Here is a 16,205-nt window from a genome sequence, read left to right on the forward strand (position 1 = left end):
TTTCCGCCCCAAGCATCTGATATGTTTGAAAAATAACTTTAGCGGCTGAGCATACCGTGAACTGTACCGTCAAAAACCTAGCCCTTTGATTTTGCTGGCTTTTCAGAGGCGAACCTAGCTGGAAAAATTCTGTGAACTATCGGCATCTATTGGCCACTTCGCAGAGAGGCACAGATCGCAAACGTCGAATCTGACGCACGGATAAAGTACCGCCAAAACTGGCAATATCAATGCTCCCATCTTGATCCCGGATCGTTGGGATCTAGCACATTGCGTGTACGATAGAGGTTGAGAGGGTGAAGACAGTTTCTCGGGAAGAGCTCTGCGAGCAGGTTTGGTTCAAACCCATGACTAAATTTGCCGCAGACTATGGTGTACGTGTACGGCGTTGAAGAAGATCTGTGATCGCCACCAAATTCCGACACCAGAAAGTGGGGTACTGGGCGAAGCTGGATACGGCTAACGGGTAAACAAGGAAGCCCTACCGTCACTGACCGAAGCAAACTTAGCTTACAGTCAGAATATCAGGAAGTTCCGAGTAGTATCTGTCTCCGTCGGTGCGCGAAGCCAAAAAGAAGGCAGCATGATTCCCAACAGGCTGCGACTTGGTGAACTGCGGCACCTGGGGATCCGCGCTCGCGACCGGGGCACCTTGTCGCGGTGGGCCGTTCTTCAACAGTCCCGACGCTTGCGGCAATAGGCCAGAGCCGCCCCGGTAGATCCTTGGCGCTATCGCCACCGCTTTACGTGGTCGACCAGGGCCCGAAGCTTCGGGGCAAGATTCCGCCGGTTGGGGAAATACAGAAAGAAGCCCGCAAATGGCGGGCAAAAGTCTTCGAGAAGAGGCACCAACTGGCCGGATGAGACATAGGGCCTGAAGGTCTCTCCATGCCGAAAGTTATGCCTCCGCCCGCGCAGGCGGTGCGGATCATCAGCCACATGTCATTGGTGGTGATCTCTGGATCGACGGCGACGTCGTACTCACGCCCTTCTTCGCCGAACTCCCAGCGGTAAGGCGCTGTCTGCGGCGCGGGACGCCAGCCGATGCAGCGATGCTGCGCCAGCTCGGACGGATGCGAAGGCTTGCCGAACCGCTCGATATAGGCAGGTGCGGCGACCACGGTCTGGCGCTGCTCGCCCGACACCGGGATGGCGATCATGTCCTGGTCGATCACTTCGCCAAGCCGCACCCCCGCATCATATCCCTCCGCCACGATGTCGAATTCCTCATCCGTGACGGTCACGTCGATCTGAACAGCCGGATTGGCGTCAGCGAAGCCGGCCAGCAGTGGCCCTGAGATGAAACGTTCCGCGATCGATGACACCGCCAGCCGCAAAAGGCCGCTCGGCGCGCTGTCCTGATCCGCTGCGGCGTCCAGGGCCAGGCCGACCTCGGCGATGGCCGGCGCCACGCGCTGGAAAAGCTGCTCACCGACTTCGGTCAGGCTGACGCTACGCGTCGTGCGCTGGATCAGCGCGACGCCAAGGCGATCCTCGAGGCGACGGATGGTCTGGCTTACCGCCGGCCGCGTCACGCCCAGGTGCTCGGCGGCCGCGCGGAAGCTTCGCCTCTCCGCGACGGCCAGAAAGACAGAGATTCCAGTGAGATCGATAGCCATTGGTAAGCTGAATTTACCAGCGCAGTTATCATTGGGCAAGTTGTCCGGTGGGCTGACGGCCCCTAGTTTTCGATCAGCGAATTCAGAGGGACCCAAAATGACGCTTACTGACTACAGGTTGCTGGGACGCTCGGGTTTGCGTGTTTCGCCGTTGAGCCTGGGCACCATGAGTTTGGATCGGATTGGGGCTGGGGTGCGGATAGTAACGAGGCCCGCCGCATCTTCGATCTCTACATCGATCGAGGCGGCAATTTCATCGATACCTCGGTGAACTACACCAACGGGGCGGCCGAACGCTTCCTCGGGGAATTCGTCGGCGACAAGAGGGAGCGGCTCGTTCTCGCGACGAAGTTTACGATGGCCCGCGAGCCCGGCAATCCCAATTCGGGCGGCAACCATCGCCTCAACATGGTGCGGTCTGTCGAGCAAAGTCTGAGGCAGCTCGTCACCGACCGGATCGATCTCTTCTACCTCCACGGATGGGACATGACGACCCCGCCGGAAGAAGTGATGCGGGCCCTCGACGACCTCGTCCGGTCCGGCAAGATCCTCTATCTCGGCATCTGCAATACGCCTGCCTGGCGGATCGCCGAAATGCAGGCACTCGCCGCCAAGCGGGGATGGTCGCCCTTCGTCGCGCTCCAGATCGAATACAGCCTGGTGGAGCCCACCGTCGAGCATGAGCTCATGCCGATGGCCGCAACGATGGGGCTCGGCGTACTCCCCTGGTCGCCGCTGGGTGGCGGCGTGCTGGCCGGCAAATACTCCAAGGCGGATGTCTGGGATTCACGCGATACCGCGGTGTCCCCCAGCCGCAAGGGCGTCATCGCTTCATCGGGGCATCTCACCGAGCGCTCGATCGAGATAGCGCAGGAAGTTCGCGAGGTGGCCGAGGAAGTGGGATCGACGCCGTCCCAGATCGCACTGGCGTGGACGCTCGCGAACCCGACGGTCGTGTCGCCCATCATGGGCGCCCGAACCCTCGCCCAGGCGGAGGAAAATCTGGACGCTCTCGAAGTGACGCTGTCGCCAGAGCAACTCGATCGCCTGAACCGGGTCAGCGAACCCGATCCGATATTCCCGGCCCGCTTCGTGGAACGCCCCTTGGTTCAGCAGCTCATCTTCGGCGGCGCTTCCGTGGCTCGCCGCAGCTGAAAGACCAATCGCCTCCCGCATGCAAACGAAAGGAACGATCCCATGACCCTCTTTTCATTGCGTTCCCGCCTTGCAGGCGCGGGCCCCAGGCTGCTTATCGCCTCGGCATTCCTGGCCGTCATCGCGCCGGCACATGCCAAGATCACAGGATCCGACCCCGGCGCGGAGATCCATGACACTGCCGTCGAAGGACGAAACAAGGCCATCGTCCACGATGCTTTCGAGAAATGGCGTGAAGGCACCTACGTCTTTGCCGCGCTGCTCGCCCCCGATGTCGTCTGGACGATCCACGGCTCTGGCCCGGTGGCGGGCACGTACCGCAGCCAGGACGACTTTGTCGAACGGGCGTCGCGCCCCCTGACAAGCCGTCTCGCCACCCCGGTCGTACCGGAGGTGCGCAGTATCTATGCCGTCGGAGACACGGTTCTCATCCGCTTCGACGGTTCGGCGACGACAACCTCGGGCGCACCGTATCGCAACCAGTTCCTCTGGATGTTCCGGATGAAGGACGGCTTGGTCATCGAGGCAGAGGCGTTTCTGGATCTCGTCGCCTACCAGCAGGTCGTCGAAAACAACGAGCCGCGCGCGCAATAGCCGGAGGTCGCGCGGCCGTTCCACGGCCAGCCTCGCGCGCCGCGCGCGGGTCAACCGGCCTCGAAACCCCGGCGGCACCCCGTTCGGCGTTCGGCGCGGCCCACTACCACAGCCGCCTTTTGGGAGCCCGATGATGCGACACGCATTTGCAGTCCTGATGACCGCCACACTCTTGAGCCAGTCCGTACAAGCTGAGGAAACCACATTGCAAGCGAACCATCCCTATGCCGGCATGTGGGTGACCGACGATGGTCGTGTCCGCCACGAACTCCTGCCCAATGGTCGCTATGTCGAGGCGCGCGGCACACGCGAGCGCGCCTATGAAGGCCGTTATGAAGTCGCCGGCACGCATATCGAATATTGGGACGACAAGGGCTTCACCGCCGACGGCGACTTCGTGGACCTCGACACCTTGCATCACGGCGGCATGATATTGCGCCGTCGAGCGGATTCAACGGCAAAGCCCTGACGCCGCGTCGCTGGCCCGATTGGGCGGCCTATCGGGTCCTCCCGACCAGAGAAGTCGCCGCCGCAACGATCGCCGCGCGGGGCTCGCGCGGGGTCCAGCCGAGCACGTCCTGAGCTTTCTCATTCGATGTCTTCTTGGCGTAGCCAAGGTCGGCAACGAAAGGACGCATCTCGCTGTTGAAGCGGGCGGCGATGCGGACCACGAAGTCGGGGAGCGCCCGCGTCGGGACCCGCTTGGCTGCATCGCCAAGCGCGGCCCTGATAGTGGCGCCGATTTCCTTCAGGTTGAGCGCTCGGCCGTTCGACAGCAGGAACCGCTCACCGGCCGCAGCCGGGTTGGTCATCGCCATGACATGCGCGCTGGCCACGTCGCGGACATCGACCACGGGTATGAAGAGGTTCGGGACCACCGGCATCGCGCCGTCGAGCATGCGCTGGACGATGTGGTTCGCCCCGGAAATCTCCTTGCCCATCACCGGCCCCATGACCGCTACCGGCAACATCGTCGTCAGTTCCAGGCCGCCGTCCTCGGCGGCGATGAAATCCCAGGCCGCGCGTTCGGCAAGGGTCTTGCTCTTGCCGTAGGCATCGACGCCGGGCCCATCGAGAATCGTCCAGTCGGCTTCGGTGAACACATGGTCGTTATGCGGGTGCCCCCAGCTCACGGCGTGGAATGCGGAGGTAAGAACAACCCGCTTTACCCCCGCGTCGCGGGCCGCGCGCAGCACGCGCAGCGTGCCTTCGCGCGCGGGGACGATCACATCCTCCTCGTTCGCGACCCGCCCGGGCTGGACCGGCGAGGCGACATGCAGGACGACATCCATGCCGGCGACGGCCTCCGCCCAGCCCTGGTCGCAGAGGAGATCGGCCGCGACGAAGCTCAGCCCGTCGGAATGAACCATGCCCGCGTCCTTGAGGACGCCACGCGCCGCCGCTTCCTTGTCCAGCGACCGGATGGTGGAGCGGACGAGATGGCCTTGCTCCAGAAGCTTGAGGATACAATGCCCGGCGATGAAGCCGGAACCGCCGGTGACAAGAACGCGCTGCTGATTCATGACGGGTTGCCTTTGTGAACGCGATGATCGTCGGCCAGTCGGTCGCGCCAGCGTGTCGGGGTTGTCCGCTCCCAGCGGCGGAAGGCCCGAACAAATGAATTGGGCTCGGCGAAGCCAACCAGCATGGAAATGGCCACCGCATCGAGCTCGGTGGTGGCGAGCAGCCGGTTTGCTGTGGTCCGCCTGACGCCCGCGAGCTGCCCTTGAAAGCTGGTCCCGAGCTCATGGAGCCGGCGTTGAAGCGTGCGGTCGCTGAGATTGAGGCGCTTCGCCACCGCCGCGACACTCGGTCCGCATCCCTCGCTCAATTGCCGTGCGATGGCGACGCATACCTGTCCCACAAAAGCGGGAAAGCCCTCTCCTTCACGGATTCGCTGCTCCAGGCCCTCCAGCACATGCGCGAAGGCGCCGCCGTCCGCGGTGAGAAACGGAACGTCGAGCGCTGCGGGATCGAACACCATTGCGTCACTCGCGGCCCGGAAAACGATCGGGCAACCGAAGTGGCGACGCAGGAGCCCCTCGTCGGTCGCGCGCCGCGTTAGTTCGAGCCGGATCGGCCTGGCCTTCCCGCCGGTGCCCCGCCGGGCGAGCTGGTTCAGCGAGGCCATGGTCATATCGACCAGCAGGCGTGGCACCGGTCCGGTCGCCTGGAGCCAGCGATATCGGACGACGGCTTCGCCGCCTTTTACCTCGACCTCTACGAATTCGGGGCAGGTCAGGCTTTTGTACCGGGAGAGCGCAGCGAGCGCGTTGCGAAAGTCGGGCGCGTGCAAGGCGACGATCGACCCGACGCCGTAGCCACGCGCGATCCCTTCGTCACCAAAGCGAATGCCTGCGCGGGGGTCAGGAAACTCCTCCTCGGCCGCCGCCCAGATCTGGAAGAATTCGTCCGTCACCCACGCATTCGACATCGACACGCCCGCACGGGCGCACAGCCGCTCAATCGGCATGCCGAGCGTCGACAAGACGCCGGTCGGCAGCGAAAAGGTATGGGGGCTTCGCATGGACGGAACATAGGCGTGCCGGGCAATCGCAACAAATCCGATCGCGCCAATCGGCGATGAATTCGCGGCGGCCGAAAGCCCGTTAGCGGCGCACCTTAGTCTATCGGCCGCATCGCGGCATCGTTGCCTCCACTATGTCGCCGCGCGAAGTCGACGAACGCCTTGAACGCGGCGGTCGGATTGCGCCGGCTCGGATAGTAGAGGCTCAAGGGCGACAGAGTGGGCGTCCAGTCTTCAAGCACGCGCACAAGGCGGCCTGCCTGGATGTCGTCCCGCACGTCGGACTCCATTGCCAGGGTGAGGCCGACGGAAGCGAGGGCGGCGGTGCGTGCGAGGCTCGCTTCGTCGAGGGTAATGGCGCCCTCCACGTCTATATGGACCGATTGTCCATCCTGCTCGAACGGCCAGCGGTAGATCGCGCCATCGGGAAGCCGGACGCGGAGACAGGAATGCCCGGCGAGATCCTGGGGGACCATGGGCGTCCCGTGCGCTTTCAGATAGCTCGGTGTACCCACCACGACATTGCGCCGCGCGCCGCCCAATGGGAGTGCGATCATGTCGACTGGCACAAGAGCTGAGCTACGGACGCCGAGGTCGAAGCCACCCGCCACAATATCCACGAGGCGACCCTCTGTGACGATGTCGACGTGAACCTGAGGGTGAATGCGGAGAAACGGCAGGACAAGCCACGAGAAGATCTCCCGCGCCGCTGTCGGAAAGGCGTTGATGCGCAGCGTGCCCGAAGGCGTGGCCCGTTGAGAGCGCGCAACCTCCATCGCCTCATGAATGTCCTGTACGGCAGGAGCGACTTGCGCGACGAACCGTTGACCGGCCTCAGTTAAGGAAACGCTTCGCGTCGTCCGGTTGAAGAGCCGTACTCCGAGCGTGTGCTCCAGCTTTCCCACCGCATTGCTGAGCGCGGTCGTCGAGACCCCGAGCTCAAGCGCAGCCGTGCGGAACTTGCCCCGGCGGGCGACCATGAGAACTGCGTCCAATTCCGTCAGGCTGCTTTGCACAATTATCCCGACTTTCTTGATGAGACATCTCAAATTGTCCCGATTATCGCGTGAGCTGTCCATCACTATGTTGACTGGCAACCGCATTTGCAGCCGCCGCGGCTGCGACCGCAGTAATCAGGAAAGAACAATGGCGCTCGAACTTCCAACCCCAATCGCCGCATATGTGGCCGCAAACGCCCGCCTGGACGTTGACCGCATGCTGACACCCTTCGCAGCCGACGCCGTCCTCCGCGACAACGGCGCCGTTTTTCGGGGGCGCGCCGCAATCAGGTCGTTGCTTGAAGAGGCCGTGGTCGGGACGAAGGCGATTTTCACGCCAGACACCGTGCGGCACGAGGACGGTCAGGTGGTCGTCGAGGGCCCCGCCCATGGCGACTTCAAGGGCAGGGCGATCCGCTTCACCTACCGCTTCACGCTCGAAAACGACGCGATCCAGGTTTTGGAGATCACGGCATGACCATCAAGGCTGATCCGACCGAGTTCGCGGGCAAGCGCGTGCTCATCAGCGGCGGCACCAAGGGTCTGGGCCGCGCCACCGTCGACCGCTTCCTGGCCGGCGGCGCCCGAGTAATCACCTCCGCCCGCGGAAACTTGGAGCCCATCGACGGCGTCGAGTTCGTCCAGGCGGACCTAACCACGGCCGAAGGCGGGGAAGCCCTGGCCAAGGCGGCGCTCGAGCGTCTGGGCGGCGTCGACATCCTGGCCCATGTGATCGGCGGCTCGACCACGCCCGGCGGCGGCTTTGTCGTCTTAACGGACGACCACTGGCTCTCCGAACTGAACCTGAACCTGCTGGCCACGGTCCGTCTCGATCGCCTCCTGATTCCGCAGATGATCGAGCGGGGCGCCGGCGCGGTGGTGCACGTCACCTCCATCCAGTCGGTCCTGCCGCTTCCCGAGGCGACCACCGCCTACGCCGCCGCCAAGGCCGCGCTCAGAACCTACAGCAAGTCGATCTCCAAGGAGCTTGGACCGAAGGGCGTGCGGGTCAACGTCGTGTCGCCCGGATGGATCATGACCGAATCTTCCGTAGACCTTCTGAAGCGCATTCAGGCCGCCAATGGCAGCACGATCGAGGAGGCGCGGCAAGTCGTCCTCGACAGCCTGGGCGGGATCTCGATCGGGCGTGCGGCCGAACCTTTTGAGGTCGCTGACCTCATCGCCTACCTGGCCTCTGATCGCGCTGCCTCGATCCACGGCGCCGAGTTTGTTATCGACGGCGGGACCGTTCCAACCGTCTGATCACAGGGACTTGTCCACGCTTGGCCGAATTGCCAAGCGTGGACAGACGCCTGACGATGCCCTGGCGCTCTCAACGTCTGCTCTCCCGGCAACGAGCGACTGTCCACGCCTCACCTTCTCGGTACCGTTCGCCGGCCGACCTGTAGAGCTGCCGCGCCATGAAGGTTCGGAGAGGTATTCGCGCCAGCAAAGCATCGAACGCTCGGTCGCCGCAACGCCCGCACGTGCGCACAGCCGTTCGATCGGCATGCGTTCGACGCGTCTTGAACGGGCCCTTAAATCAACCCTTCTTGTTGGGCCTGATAGACCGAACGGACACTGCAATGAAAACCCAGGCTGCGGGCAAGGGAGCTATCCACGTGCAGGTACCAAGGGTGTGAAAGCGGTTCGGCGCTCGATTCCATTTGTACACCGAGGAGGCCGGTGAGCTCATAAATCGAGGCCGGGGCATCGTCGGCGACATTCACCACGAGCCGATCGAACGCACCCTTCAGCGCCAATTGGACTGCCGTGGCGATGTCACGATGGTGCACCGTGCTCATGCGTTGCGCGGGATGCCAACTGCTGACGTGTTTGGGAAGAGATTCGAAATGTCCGTCGCCGTCGCCATAGACGAACGGGAACCGGATGATTGACCAGTTCAGGCCGCTTTCCCGCAATTCCTGCTCTGCGGCCAGCTTGCTCGCGGGATAGGCGTGATGGGGATTGACCGGATCATCTTCTCGGCCAGGGTGCGGATTGTCGTTGTTATAGACATGACTGGTGCTCGACAGGATGAACCGCGCATCGGGAGCATGCGCCCGCGCGGCGGCGATCAGGTTGCGCGTTCCATCGCGGTTGCTCTTCCAGATGAGATCGCTGTCCTGCGTGCGAAATACTGCGGCCAGATGCACAATGGCGGAAACCCCGCGTACGGAAGTTGAGAGGGTCGCAGGGTCGAGTATGTCGCCCATGGCGGCCTCAACGCCGTCAGGGCATGCTTTGCCCGCCCGCAGCAAAACACGGCAAGGAAAACCCGCTTCGACCAGCCGCGGAAGAAGGCGCTCGCCAACAAGCCCGGTGGCCCCCGTAATGAGTATGGTCATCTGCTCAATCCTTTCGCAAAAGGTTCTGCAGTCGTTCCGTCGCCGATTGCAGGACGCGGATTGTCGTGGCCAACTCGGCTGCATCGATGCTGCCGAAGGCAGCTTCATGAATGAAAGAAAGATCGGGAAGTTCGCGCCACAGCGCCTCACCTGCAGCGGTCAACGTCAGCAGACGCTGACGTTGATCTTCTCCGCTTGAGGACTGCTCAACCAAGTCTTTGCGAACGAGAGTCGAGATGATGCCGCTCAAGGTCGCCCGTTCAAGTTCGAGTGCGCGACCAAGGTCACGCTGAACCGATGGGCCGTTGTTGGCGAGATGGCAGAGGATGAACCATTGCGTGGAACCCAGGTCGTAGGGTCGCAAGGTCGCATCCATAAGGGCGCGGCCCGCGAAGTAACACCTCTTCGTCCACGCTGCCGCTGAGACGAGCTCCGGATCCTTCCGACTGCTCACAAAAAGACCTCTACTTTGTTCGTTACCATACAATAATGGTATGGTAACGAACAAATGTCAAGAAGCGAAGACCTCCGAACTGGGTCGCGGCGTTCAAAAGATGCCCGGCAAGCCTCCTCCCGCCTGCCTGGGAGATGGTGCGTCCGCCTTCGCGGCGTCATCGGGTCCTGTCCAGCTGCTTCAACAGGTCGACAAAGGCCCGCAGCGGCGACGGCACGTGTCGGCTACGCGGGTAATAGAGCGCCAGACCCGGTGTCGGCGGGCACCAGTCATCGAGAACGGTCACAAGCTGACCCGATTTCAGAAATGGCTTGGCGAAAGGCTCGGGGACATAGGCGATGCCGCGCCCGGCTGTCGCTGCCTGCACGATGAGATCATTGTCGTCGAGGGTGAGATTGCCGGGCACGTCCACCGCGATCTCGGAACCGTGTTTGGCAAACTCCCAGCGATAGCGCTTCGCGCTGGGCAAACGTTGACGGATACAGCGATGCACATGGAGGTCGTCGGGCGTCTTCGGGCGCGCGCTGCCCTCCAGATAGGACGGCGAGGCCACGGCTATGAAACGCACGTCGTCCCCGAACTTCACTGCAACCATGTCTCGCGGAACGGCCTCCAGCAGGCGCACGCCGGCATCGAAACCCTGCTCCACGATATCGACGAGCCGTCCCTCCGATACCAGATCGATCTCGACATCGGGATAGAGATCGAGAAATCGCGGCACGAGGTCTGTGAGCAGGATGCGGGCGCCGCCCTTGTTCGCGTTGATCCGCAGCGTGCCGCTGGGGGTCCCGCGTTCTTCCGATAGGGTGTCGAGCGCCTGGTCAAGATCCTGAAGAACCGGGTCGAGGCGCGCGAGCAGTCGCGCGCCGGCATCGGTCAGCGACACGCTGCGCGTCGTTCGGTTGAACAGCCGAACGCCCAGCTTTCCCTCCAGGCCGATTATCGCGTGGCTGAGTGCGGAGCGCGAAACGCCCATGACATCGGCGGCCCGGCGGAAACTCCGATGATTGGCCACCGCTGCGAAAGCGGCCAGATCGTTCAGGCTCGGACGGGTCATTCGTGATCACTCTTCACCACTTCATCCCATATTGACGATCTTATATCACCAATATCCGCCCTCTACATCCCAGGAGTGACAGATGGAGAGTTGATATGCCCAAGACATGGTTCATTACCGGCGCCACTTCGGGCCTCGGCCTTGAGATGGCGCAACAACTGCTCGCCAGGGGGCACAGGGTGGTCGCAACCGCCCGCCGCCCCGAAGCCCTGGAGCAGCTCAGGCCGGATCACCCGGACCGATTGGATGTTGTCCAGCTCGATCTGGCAGAAACGGACAGCATCACCTCCGCGGTCGAGAGCGCTTTTCAGCGATACGTACGGATAGACGTGATCGTCAGCAACGCGGGCTATGGCCTGTTCGGGGCCGCAGAAGAGGTCTCGAAGGCGCAGATCGACCGGCAGATCACCACCAACCTCGCAGGATCCATCCACCTGATCCGTGCCGCGCTGCCCTTTCTTCGAAGGCAACGCGGCGGACGGATCGTCCAGGTTTCTTCCGAGGGCGGGCAGATCGCTTATCCGGGCTTCAGCCTCTATCACGCGACCAAATGGGGCATCGAGGGCTTCGTCGAATCCGTCGCACAGGAAGTGGCTCCCTTCGGTATCGACTTCATCATCGCCGAACCGGGGCCGACGGGCACGAACTTCGGTGCCAACCTCGACCGTGCAGAGCCTTTGGCTGCCTATGAGGAAACCCCTGCCGGCGCCGTTCGCCGCGCGATCAGTGACGGAAGTTTCGCGATCAAGGGCGACGCGGCGCGGACCGTGGCCGCAATGATCGCGGCTGCCGAGAGCGACGCGCCGCCATTGCGGCTGGCGCTGGGCAGCACAGCCTATGCCTCGATTTCACAGGCGCTTTCCGCGCGCCTGAAAGCCCTTGAGGCGCAGCGGGGAGTGGCCGATTCCGCCGACCGGCAGGATCCGTGAACCGCATCAGCGTCCTGAAAACACGGACATAAAGAGAGGACAAACATGTCCATTCGACCAACGCTATTGGCGATCGTTCTCAGCATCGCGTCTTCGTCTGCATTTGCGCAGACCGCCGCCGACAATCAGGTATTGGGCACCTGGAAACTGGTGTCGGCGACCATTGATCCAGGTGGGCAAGATATCCCGGCCTATGGTCAGAACCCCAATGGCCTGCTCGTCTTCACGCAGGACATGCACTTTTCGGCAGTGATCACCGATGCCGATACCCCGCGCTTTGCCTCGGATGCCCGTGGCAAAGGGACGGACGAGGAAAACCGCATGGCCGTGTCACGCAACATCGGGTTCTTCGGCACCTATACCGTCGATGAGAGGGGTGAATTCAGCGGCAACCGTGTGGAAGGGGCGACATTCCCGAACTGGGTTGGCAGCGTCCGGACCCGTGATGACCTCACGCTGGTCGTCGCCGGAGACCGCATGACCGAACATTTTCGGCGTCCGGAAGGGACCGAAATCAGGATCGAATGGCAGCGCGTCAAATGAGGCGCTACGCATGATGCTTGACCCAACATCGCTTGGTGGTCACCGACCGCCGTTGCGAACGTCTCAGCCGACCGGCGCGATGGGGTGCCGTTGCGTTCGGGCCTGCCAGTCGTAGCTCCGAACGTAATCGAGAAATGCTCTCATGGTAGCGCTGGGGAGGCGACGGCTCGGATAGTACAGAAACCAGTGCGGCAATGTCGGGCTGCAATCGGAGAGTAGTTCAACAAGCTCGCCATTCAGGATATGCGGTTTGGCATAGTCATCGAAAACATGGGCTATTCCTCTGCCGGCCAGCGCCGCCTGCAGCTCGTTGTGCGCCGAGCTGACCATCAGGCGGCCCCTGGGAGTGACCTCTATCTCTTCGCTTCCGTCGGCAAACCGCCAGGTGGCCAAGGTACCCCCAGGATATCTGCGCTTGATGCAGTCATGGCTGACGAGATCGTGCGGAACCTGCGGCTGACCATGCTTTTTGATGTAGTCCGGTGAAGCGACGATCGCATAGCGAAGTGCCGGTCCGAGCGGGAGCGCGATCATATCCTGCGCCAGTTGCTTGCCGAATCTCACGCCGGCATCGAAGCTCTTTTCGACGATGTCGATAACCGCCGCATCGCTGATGATTTCAATGCTCACCTCGCGATAGGCATCCATGAAGTCGAATGCCAGCGGGCAAAGATAATGATCGACGGCCGGCGCCGGGGCGTTGATCCGAAGCGTTCCGGACGGAGTGACCCTCAGCTCGTCGACTTCGGCCACCGCAAGCCGGATATCACTCAACGCTGGGGCCAAACGTTCGAGGAGGCGCTGTCCTGCTTCCGTGGGGGACACGCTCCTCGTCGTACGATTGAGCAGTCGGATCCCGAGCGCCTCTTCCAGGGCGTTCATCGTCTGGCTTAAGGCCGACGACGACACGCCGCGCTCAAGCGCCGCCGCGCGGAAACCGCCACACCGGACGATCGAGACGAAGACATCGAAGCTGTCGAGCCGAACAGGGTTCATTGGGAAGCTATTCTAATCATGCCGATCGCAATTGCGCATCTTATCGGCTGAATAGCCCCATGTCATGGTTCCGCAAGGTATCTGCCGCGCACGGCTTGCTTTCTCTCACCAGCCCCCTCGGCCCCGACGCCGGAACGAAGAGCGCGTGCACGAACGAAAGGGAAAACCGATGAATGCCTTCACCCTCAACCGACGCGCCATCATGCTGTCCGCCGTCGCAGGCGCATCGAGCGTGGTCGTCCCGGCCATTGGCGGTTCCGGTAGCGCGAAGGCCCAAGCCACACCCTCGCTGAGCGGCAATTCCGGCTGCTACCGCTTCCGTGTCGGCGACATCCGGGCGACCGTTTTGAGCGACGGCGTCATTGGCGGCCCGCCGCGTGTCTATGCGAGCGATGCGCTCGAGGCGGAGCTTCAGGCGGTGTTGCGGCGCGCATTTCTTCCCACCGACCACATGACGCTTAACCTCAACACGCTTCTGATCGAAACCGGCGGCCGCCGGATTCTGATCGAGGCCGGCGCGGGCAAGACGATGGGGCCGAATGGCGGCCGGATCTTCGACAACCTCGCGGCGATCGGCCTGAGCGCGGCGGACATCGACACAATCGTCATCTCGCACACCCATCCGGACCATGTCGGCAATCTCAGATCCGCCGACGGCGGCAAGGCCTTCCCCCGCGCCACGGTCTTCGTGCCGAAGGCGGACTGGGATTTCTTCGTCCGCACCGATCCGGATCTTTCCTACATGCCGGTGCCCGAGGAGTTCCGCCTGCGCTTCGCGGCAAACATTAAGAACAGCCTCGAACCAGTCATGAACGATGTCGAGCTTTACGAAGCCGGCGCCGAGATCGTGCCGGGCCTCACGACAATTGTCGCATCTGGCCACACGCCGGGCATGGCGACCTTCCTCATCCACTCCGGAAACGACCAGCTGCTGCTGACGGCCGATCTTGCCTACCACCCGGTCGTCAACGTCGACAATCCCTGGCTTCCGGGTCCCGACCGCGACAAGGAGACCGCGCTCGCCTCCCGCCGTCGCATCTTCGACAGGGCGGCAGCCGACCGCATTCCCGTACTCGGCTTCCATTTTCCGTTCCCCGGCCTTGGCCGGATGCTCAAGACCGACAGCGCCTACGCTTGGGTCCCCGCCAGCTGGCAGTTCTGACTTCAGGAATAATCGAGCAGGGAACCTCTCATGAACCAGTCAAAGATCAATCGTCGCGATTTTCTCGGAACACTGGGAACCGCGGCAACCGGGCTGGCGCTCGCCGGCCAGACCACCGCCACGGCGCAGGCCCAGGACACGACCTCCGCAGCCTCTGGCGCCAATCCCGAGGCGCGGACCCGTACCCTGCCCCGCACGGGCGAACGGGTGACCACGCTGGGTCTCGGCACCTTCCTCACCTTCGACCTGAAGCCCGGCGATCGTCGCGACGCTCTTCGTCAGGTCTTCGAACGCTATGTCGCCGCCGGCGGCAGCGTGGTCGACACCTCGCCGCTTTACGGCTCAGCCGAAGTCAGCGTCGGCCAGTTCATGGGCAAGTTCGAAGGCTCGGACGAGATGTTCCTCGCCAACAAGGTCTGGGCGACGGGCGAATATCTCGGCGACGAAAGCCATGCGGTGGAAAGCTTCAGGCAGTCGCAGATGCGAACCTGGCGCGACACGATCAATCTCATGCAGTGCCACAGCATCACCAACGCGCCAGTTGTCATCCCGCTGATGAAATCCTGGAAACAGGACGGCCTGATCCGCCATGTCGGAGTGACCCATCACGAGTCGGCCGCGCAGGAGCAACTGCTGGCGATCGTCGAACGCGGCGATGTCGATTTCATCCAGACGAACTACTCCATCTTTAACCGCGACGCCGAGCGCCGCCTGCTTCCAGCGGCCGCCGACAGGGGCGTCGGCGTGCTGATCAACCTGCCGCTGGAAAAGGCACGTCTGATGAAGGTGGTCGAGGGCCAGCAGCTTCCCGGATTCGCCGAGGAATTCGGCGCGACGAGCTGGGCCCAGTTCTTCCTGAAATGGGTCATGGCGCATCCCGCCGTCTCCAGCGTGCTCTGCGGCACGTCGAACGCCGACCATAGGAGTGACAATGTCCAGGCGATGACCGGCCCGCTTCCCGACGCGCGCATGCGTGCCCGCATGGTCGCCCACATGGAAACGATCCCCGGCTTCGGCTCCATCGGCTCGATGCCCTGGTATCCTGACAAAGACAACATGTATTCCGGCCTCATCAGGCAGGCGCAGGCCAACGCCGTGGAGCGGCTGCGATAACCGCCCCGGCCACGTCATCAGCAACCTCATCGAACCCCAGAGACCGACCTTGCCCTCCACCCGACGCTCTCTGCTGACGGCCTTTCTGACACTGCCCCTCATCGATGCCGCCAGGACGGGGGCCTTCGCGCAAGCCGCACCCGAATTGCCGCTGACACTCTCTTTCGACGATGGGGACGACCTCACGCTCGAAAGGGAGGCCGGCCCCTTCTTCCGGCCGAACTCGCCGCTCGGACGCGATCTTTATCCCGACGCGCCCGGTGGCGAGCGGATCACCGTCGCGGGATTCGTCTTCGACAATCGCTGCCGTCCACTCGCCGGCAGCCTCATCGAGATCTGGCATGCGGACGAGAACGGCAACTATGACAACGTCGGTTTCCGTTTTCGCGGACACCAGTTCACCGACGCGCAGGGGCGCTGGTAGTTTAACACCATCGTACCGGCGCTTTACCCCGGCCGAACGCGTCACTTCCATTTCAAGGTCCAGCGTCCGGGCGGCCGCGTCCTCATCACGCAGCTCTACTTTCCCGGAGAGCCCTAAAATGTCGGAGACAGGCTTTTTCATGAGACACTTCTCCTCGACATGAAGCCGACCGGAGGCGGGCATTTCGGTCGTTTCGACTTCGTGGTGTGACCGCAGGCTAAGGGGGCCGGGTTCCCAGCCTCGGCCGCGTCACGCAGCGCCCCTTGGCAACGGGCCTATGGTGGCG

Annotated in this window: 16 protein-coding genes and 2 pseudogenes; 10 read left to right on the forward strand and 8 right to left on the reverse strand. The window is 62.9% G+C overall.

Annotated elements, in window-relative coordinates:
* Positions 1-729: 729 nt before the first annotated feature.
* A pseudogene (locus V5G24_RS05550) lies at positions 730-1,619 on the reverse strand (LysR family transcriptional regulator).
* Positions 1,620-1,838: 219 nt separating this feature from the next.
* Between V5G24_RS05550 and V5G24_RS05555 the strand changes: the two are divergent.
* From V5G24_RS05555 to V5G24_RS05565, 3 genes are all read left to right on the forward strand, one after another.
* Positions 1,839-2,774 carry an aldo/keto reductase gene (locus tag V5G24_RS05555; protein WP_394085975.1) on the forward strand — a complete coding sequence of 312 codons (936 nt, stop codon included), beginning with the start codon at positions 1,839-1,841 and terminating at the stop codon, positions 2,772-2,774.
* A gap of 42 nt (positions 2,775-2,816) precedes the next feature.
* Entirely contained in the window at positions 2,817-3,368 is a 552-nt protein-coding gene (locus V5G24_RS05560; RefSeq protein WP_394085913.1) for a nuclear transport factor 2 family protein, read from the forward strand.
* Between the two features lie 133 nt (positions 3,369-3,501).
* Complete coding sequence (locus V5G24_RS05565) at positions 3,502-3,837, forward strand: Atu4866 domain-containing protein (protein WP_394085976.1); 336 nt, start codon at positions 3,502-3,504, stop codon at positions 3,835-3,837.
* A gap of 28 nt (positions 3,838-3,865) precedes the next feature.
* Here the strand turns inward: V5G24_RS05565 and V5G24_RS05570 are convergent, their stop codons facing one another.
* From V5G24_RS05570 to V5G24_RS05580, 3 genes are all read right to left on the reverse strand, one after another.
* Positions 3,866-4,891: an SDR family oxidoreductase gene (locus V5G24_RS05570; protein ID WP_394085914.1), complete on the reverse strand. Its 1,026-nt coding sequence runs from the start codon at positions 4,889-4,891 to the stop codon at positions 3,866-3,868.
* Entirely contained in the window at positions 4,888-5,856 is a 969-nt protein-coding gene (locus V5G24_RS05575) for an AraC family transcriptional regulator (protein WP_394085915.1), read from the reverse strand. Before V5G24_RS05575 ends, V5G24_RS05570 begins: the two co-directional genes overlap by 4 nt.
* Positions 5,857-5,990: 134 nt before the next feature.
* Positions 5,991-6,998: a LysR family transcriptional regulator gene (locus V5G24_RS05580; protein ID WP_394085916.1), complete on the reverse strand. Its 1,008-nt coding sequence runs from the start codon at positions 6,996-6,998 to the stop codon at positions 5,991-5,993.
* A 43-nt stretch (positions 6,999-7,041) separates the two neighbouring features.
* On the opposite strand from V5G24_RS05580, the gene V5G24_RS05585 reads away from it, so the two are divergent.
* Together V5G24_RS05585 and V5G24_RS05590 are read left to right on the forward strand one after the other, a co-directional pair.
* Complete coding sequence (locus tag V5G24_RS05585) at positions 7,042-7,371, forward strand: nuclear transport factor 2 family protein (protein WP_394085917.1); 330 nt, start codon at positions 7,042-7,044, stop codon at positions 7,369-7,371.
* Positions 7,368-8,156, forward strand: coding sequence for an SDR family oxidoreductase (locus tag V5G24_RS05590; protein ID WP_394085918.1), 789 nt, complete (start codon positions 7,368-7,370; stop codon positions 8,154-8,156). The genes V5G24_RS05585 and V5G24_RS05590 overlap by 4 nt, the downstream gene beginning before the upstream one ends.
* 275 nt (positions 8,157-8,431) lie before the next feature.
* Here the strand turns inward: V5G24_RS05590 and V5G24_RS05595 are convergent, their stop codons facing one another.
* The 3 genes from V5G24_RS05595 to V5G24_RS05605 all read right to left on the reverse strand — a co-directional run bounded on the left by V5G24_RS05595 (position 8,432) and on the right by V5G24_RS05605 (position 10,752).
* Positions 8,432-9,241 carry an NAD-dependent epimerase/dehydratase family protein gene (locus tag V5G24_RS05595; RefSeq protein WP_394085919.1) on the reverse strand — a complete coding sequence of 270 codons (810 nt, stop codon included), beginning with the start codon at positions 9,239-9,241 and terminating at the stop codon, positions 8,432-8,434.
* A gap of 4 nt (positions 9,242-9,245) precedes the next feature.
* Positions 9,246-9,617, reverse strand: a complete 372-nt coding sequence (locus tag V5G24_RS05600; RefSeq protein WP_394085920.1) for a MarR family winged helix-turn-helix transcriptional regulator — start codon at positions 9,615-9,617, stop codon at positions 9,246-9,248.
* A 235-nt stretch (positions 9,618-9,852) separates the two neighbouring features.
* On the reverse strand, positions 9,853-10,752 hold the full coding sequence (locus V5G24_RS05605) for a LysR family transcriptional regulator (RefSeq protein WP_394085921.1): 900 nt from the start codon (positions 10,750-10,752) through the stop codon (positions 9,853-9,855).
* A gap of 95 nt (positions 10,753-10,847) precedes the next feature.
* On the opposite strand from V5G24_RS05605, the gene V5G24_RS05610 reads away from it, so the two are divergent.
* Together V5G24_RS05610 and V5G24_RS05615 are read left to right on the forward strand one after the other, a co-directional pair.
* Positions 10,848-11,681 (forward strand): SDR family oxidoreductase, encoded by an 834-nt coding sequence (locus tag V5G24_RS05610; protein WP_394085922.1) that lies wholly within the window; start codon positions 10,848-10,850, stop codon positions 11,679-11,681.
* Between the two features lie 45 nt (positions 11,682-11,726).
* Entirely contained in the window at positions 11,727-12,224 is a 498-nt protein-coding gene (locus V5G24_RS05615; protein WP_394085923.1) for a lipocalin-like domain-containing protein, read from the forward strand.
* A gap of 63 nt (positions 12,225-12,287) precedes the next feature.
* Here V5G24_RS05615 and V5G24_RS05620 read toward each other — a convergent pair whose 3' ends face one another.
* Entirely contained in the window at positions 12,288-13,220 is a 933-nt protein-coding gene (locus V5G24_RS05620) for a LysR family transcriptional regulator (protein ID WP_394085924.1), read from the reverse strand.
* 169 nt (positions 13,221-13,389) lie between these two features.
* Here V5G24_RS05620 and V5G24_RS05625 point away from each other — a divergent pair, with 169 nt between their 5' ends.
* The 3 genes and pseudogenes from V5G24_RS05625 to V5G24_RS05635 all read left to right on the forward strand — a co-directional run bounded on the left by V5G24_RS05625 (position 13,390) and on the right by V5G24_RS05635 (position 16,129).
* The gene (locus V5G24_RS05625; protein WP_394085925.1) at positions 13,390-14,382 is read left to right on the forward strand and encodes an MBL fold metallo-hydrolase; all 993 of its coding nucleotides are present in this window, start codon (positions 13,390-13,392) and stop codon (positions 14,380-14,382) included.
* Between the two features lie 30 nt (positions 14,383-14,412).
* Positions 14,413-15,495 carry an aldo/keto reductase gene (locus tag V5G24_RS05630; protein ID WP_394085926.1) on the forward strand — a complete coding sequence of 361 codons (1,083 nt, stop codon included), beginning with the start codon at positions 14,413-14,415 and terminating at the stop codon, positions 15,493-15,495.
* Between the two features lie 49 nt (positions 15,496-15,544).
* Positions 15,545-16,129: pseudogene (locus V5G24_RS05635) on the forward strand (dioxygenase family protein).
* Positions 16,130-16,205: the final 76 nt, after the last annotated feature.

Origin of the sequence: Roseixanthobacter finlandensis (genome assembly GCF_043195105.2) — a bacterium.
In the GTDB taxonomy this organism is placed as follows: domain Bacteria; phylum Pseudomonadota; class Alphaproteobacteria; order Rhizobiales; family Xanthobacteraceae; genus NCEH01.